Below are 3,890 nucleotides of genomic sequence, written 5' to 3'. Positions count from 1 at the left end.
TGACCAAGGAATCCAAGGAAGCCGCCCGCGGGGAAACCGGCACCGGCCCGTGGAGCGCGAACGACGTCGCAGAACAGGTCCGCGAAGTTCTCGCCTCCCTGCCGCTGGAGCAGGCAACGGATCTGGTCCGCGCCTTCGCGTTCTACTTCCACCTGGCCAACGCCGCCGAGCAGGTGCACCGCGTGCGCAGCCTGCGCAGCCGCAGCGAACAGGACGGCTGGCTGGCCAAGGCCGTCGCCGAGATTGCCGAAAAGGCCGGCAAGGACGCACTGCAGGACGTTGTCAACGACCTCGACGTCCGCCCCATCTTCACCGCCCACCCCACCGAAGCCTCACGGCGCTCCGTGCTGGACAAGGTCCGCAAGCTCTCCGACATCCTTTCCACCGAGTCGGCCGAGGGCAGCACCGCCCGCGCCCGCCAGGACCGCAAGCTGGCGGAAATCATCGACCAGATGTGGCAGACCGATGAGCTCCGCAAGGTCCGTCCCACTCCCATGGACGAGGCCCGCAACGCCATCTACTACCTGCGCAACATCCTCACCGACGCCATGCCGGAGGTGCTGACCGAACTCAGCGAGCTGCTGGCAGGCCACGGCGTGAGCCTGCCTTCGGACGCGGCACCGCTGCGCTTTGGTTCCTGGATCGGTGGCGACCGCGACGGCAACCCCAACGTCACTTCCGACGTGACCCGCGAAGTGCTGGTGCTGCAGAACCAGCACGCGATCAAGATCGCCACGGTGCTCATCGACGAGCTGCTGAGCGTCCTCTCCAACTCCAGCTCCCTGTACGGTGCCGATGCCGCACTGACCGATTCCATCGCCACGGACATGGCCAAGCTGCCGGGCCTTGACGCCCGCCTCCTTGAGCTGAACGCCGACGAGCCCTACCGCCTGAAGCTGGCCTGCATCAAGGCCAAGCTGGCTAACACCCAGCAGAGGGTCGCAGCCGACTCCCACCACGAGCACGGCTACGACTACGGCACCACCGCTGAACTGCTGGATGACCTGCAGCTACTGGAAGATTCGCTGCGCAACAACTCCGCCACTTTGGTGGCCGACGGCGCCCTGGCGTCGGTGCGCCGCGCCATCGCCTCCTTCGGGCTGCACCTTGCCACCCTGGACATCCGCGAACACGCCGACTACCACCACGACGCCGTCGGCCAGCTCATTGACCGGGTGGGCGAGCTGGGCAAGCCCTACGCTGAGCTGGACCGCGCAGAGCGTATGGGCGTGCTCAGCGCCGAACTGGCCAGCCAGCGCCCCCTGTCCGGCCACCCGATCAAGCTCGACGGCGCCGCCAACGGTACGTACGACGTCTTCCGTGTGGTGCGCCGCGCCTTGCGCACGTACGGCCCGGATGTCATCGAAACATACATCATCTCCATGACGCGCGGCGCCGACGACGTGCTGGCGCCGGCCGTGCTGGCCCGCGAAGCAGGCCTGGTCCAGCTCACTGGGGAGAACCGCTACGCCAAGATCGGCTTTGCGCCGCTGCTGGAAACGGTTGATGAACTGCGCGCTTCGGCGGAAATCGTGGACCAGCTGCTCTCCGACCCGGCCTACCGCGAGCTGGTCCGCCTGCGCGGCGACGTGCAGGAAATCATGCTCGGCTACTCGGACTCCAACAAGGAATCCGGCGTGCTGACTTCGCAGTGGGAGATCCACAAAACCCAGCGCAAGCTTCGCGATGTGGCCATCAAGCACGGCGTGAACGTGCGCATGTTCCACGGCCGCGGCGGATCCGTGGGCCGCGGCGGCGGCCCCACCTACGACGCCATCCTCGCCCAGCCCAACGGCGTCCTGGAAGGCGCCATCAAGTTCACCGAACAGGGCGAGGTCATCTCCGACAAATACTCCCTGCCGGAACTGGCCCGCGAAAACCTTGAACTCTCACTGGCCGCAGTCATGCAGGGCTCGGCGCTGCACCAGGCCCCGCGCCACTCCGAAGACGATCTGGGTCGCTTCGGCGACATCATGGAAATCATGTCCGACGCCGCCTTCGGCACCTACCGGACTTTGATTGACCACGAGGACCTGCCCGCCTACTTCCTGGCCTCCACCCCGGTGGAACAGCTGGGCAGCTTGAACATTGGCTCACGCCCGTCCAAGCGCCCCGATTCCGGCTCGGGCCTGGGCGGCCTGCGCGCCATCCCGTGGGTGTTCGGCTGGACGCAGTCGCGGCAGATCGTGCCCGGCTGGTTCGGCGTGGGCTCCGGCCTGAAGGCCGCCCGCGAGGCAGGCCGCGAAGCCGAGCTGAAGGAAATGCTGGAAAACTGGCACTTCTTCTCCTCCACCATCTCCAACGTGGAAATGACGATGGCCAAGACGGATATGGACATCGCCGCCCACTACGTGCGCACCCTGGTGCCGGAACCGCTTCACCACCTTTTTGCCACGATCCGTGCCGAATACGACCTCACCGTGGCCGAGCTGCAGTTGCTTACGGGCGAAACCGAGCTGCTGGACAACCAGCCGCTGCTCAAGCGCTCACTGAACGTCCGCGACCAGTACCTTGACCCGATCTCCTACCTCCAGGTGGAGCTGCTGCGCCGAGTCCGCGAAGCAGACATCACCAAGGCAGACGTGGACGAGCGGCTGCAGCGGGCCATGCTGATCACCATCAACGGGGTTGCCGCGGGCCTGCGCAACACGGGATAAGCAACGCGTGAAGGTTGCCGGACCCCAGTTCCGGCAACCTTCATTTAGGCTGGGGGAATGCCTTCCTTCCGTGCCACCATCCAAATCACCGGGCTGCGTCCCGGCCACGCTCCTGAAGAAGTCATGGACATGGCCGTTTTCACTGTGGGTGCCGCCCACGTCGTCGAGGCCAACCAGCTCGATGTTGTGGCAGGCGTACCGCGAATCACGGTGCGTTTCATGGTTGAAGCCAGCGAGTACGACGCCGAGAACCAGCAGGCGCGCGACGCTGCAGCTTCCATGGCCCACGGCGTGAACACTGTGGCCGTCTCTGGCGTGCTGCGCCTGTTCCGCCGTTCCGCCGGAAAGTGGCTGGCTGTGTAGCAGTATCCGCCAAGGGCAGGGTCTTTGCAGCCCCACATTCAAATGTGATGCGGATCACACCTAAATCATCGTGACGAAGTTGCTTCCCACTGCGCCTTACCTTTGTAGGCGCCAACCGGCACCGAGCGTGGAGAAACAGCTACACGAAGACTTTCGGGAGTGATTACTTTGACAACTCAGCCTCAGATCAAGAGTCAAACGGCCGCCAGCAACGCAGCCGTCAAGCAGGGTTCCACCGGCCGCGGCACCACCACAGTGGCCGACGGTGTGGTTGCCAAGGTGGCCGGCATCGCCGCCCAGGACATCCCGGGCGTGTACGCCCTCGGAGGCGGAGCCGCCCGTGCGTTGGGGAGCATCCGCGAAGCCGTGGGCCAAAAGGACCTCACCCAGGGTGTCAGTGTTGAAGTGGGCCAGACCCAGGTGGCCGTTGACGTGACACTGGTGGTGGAATACCCGCACCCGCTGCAGAAGGTTGCCGACGCGGTTCGTGACGCCATCTACGCAGCTGTGGAAGACGTGGTGGGCATGGAGGTCACAGAGGTCAACGTATCCATCACCGACATTCACATTGCCTCGGACGACGCCGACGAGAAGCCCGCGCAGCAGCACAAGCGGATCGACGTCGAACCACTGCCCGGCCAGCGTGAAGCCCGCGTCTCATGAACGCCACCCTCACCGGAACGGCTGTAGGGGCCGTCCTGGCGATCTCGGCCCTGGCTTTCGGTTTCTGGGCGATGCTGTTGGTGGCCCTGTTCATGGCTGTGGGGGCCTTGGTGGGCAGGAGTATTGACGGCAGGCTCGATGTGCGCGGCGTGTTGGCCGCTTTCAGCGGCAAGCGCACCTCGTCATGAGTGCCAGCACGCTGGGGTT

4 protein-coding genes are annotated in these 3,890 nt (G+C 65.2%); all 4 read left to right on the top strand.

The window, feature by feature from the left end; all coding sequences use genetic code 11:
• On the top strand, positions 1-2,657 hold a 2,657-nt coding region (gene ppc, locus Q4P21_RS14465; protein ID WP_303389441.1), incomplete at its 5' end, for a phosphoenolpyruvate carboxylase.
• 57 nt (positions 2,658-2,714) lie between these two features.
• Positions 2,715-3,020 (top strand): hypothetical protein, encoded by a 306-nt coding sequence (locus Q4P21_RS14460; RefSeq protein WP_303389440.1) that lies wholly within the window; start codon positions 2,715-2,717, stop codon positions 3,018-3,020.
• A 186-nt stretch (positions 3,021-3,206) separates the two neighbouring features.
• Complete coding sequence (locus tag Q4P21_RS14455; protein WP_303389442.1) at positions 3,207-3,683, top strand: Asp23/Gls24 family envelope stress response protein; 477 nt, start codon at positions 3,207-3,209, stop codon at positions 3,681-3,683.
• On the top strand, positions 3,680-3,871 hold the full coding sequence (locus Q4P21_RS14450) for a DUF2273 domain-containing protein (protein WP_303389439.1): 192 nt from the start codon (positions 3,680-3,682) through the stop codon (positions 3,869-3,871). Before Q4P21_RS14455 ends, Q4P21_RS14450 begins: the two co-directional genes overlap by 4 nt.
• Positions 3,872-3,890: the final 19 nt, after the last annotated feature.

This window comes from Arthrobacter sp., assembly GCF_030540645.1.
Classification (GTDB): domain Bacteria; phylum Actinomycetota; class Actinomycetes; order Actinomycetales; family Micrococcaceae; genus Specibacter.
The sequence above is the reverse complement of the archived record's forward strand: the minus strand, read 5'-3'. Positions and strand labels throughout refer to the sequence as shown.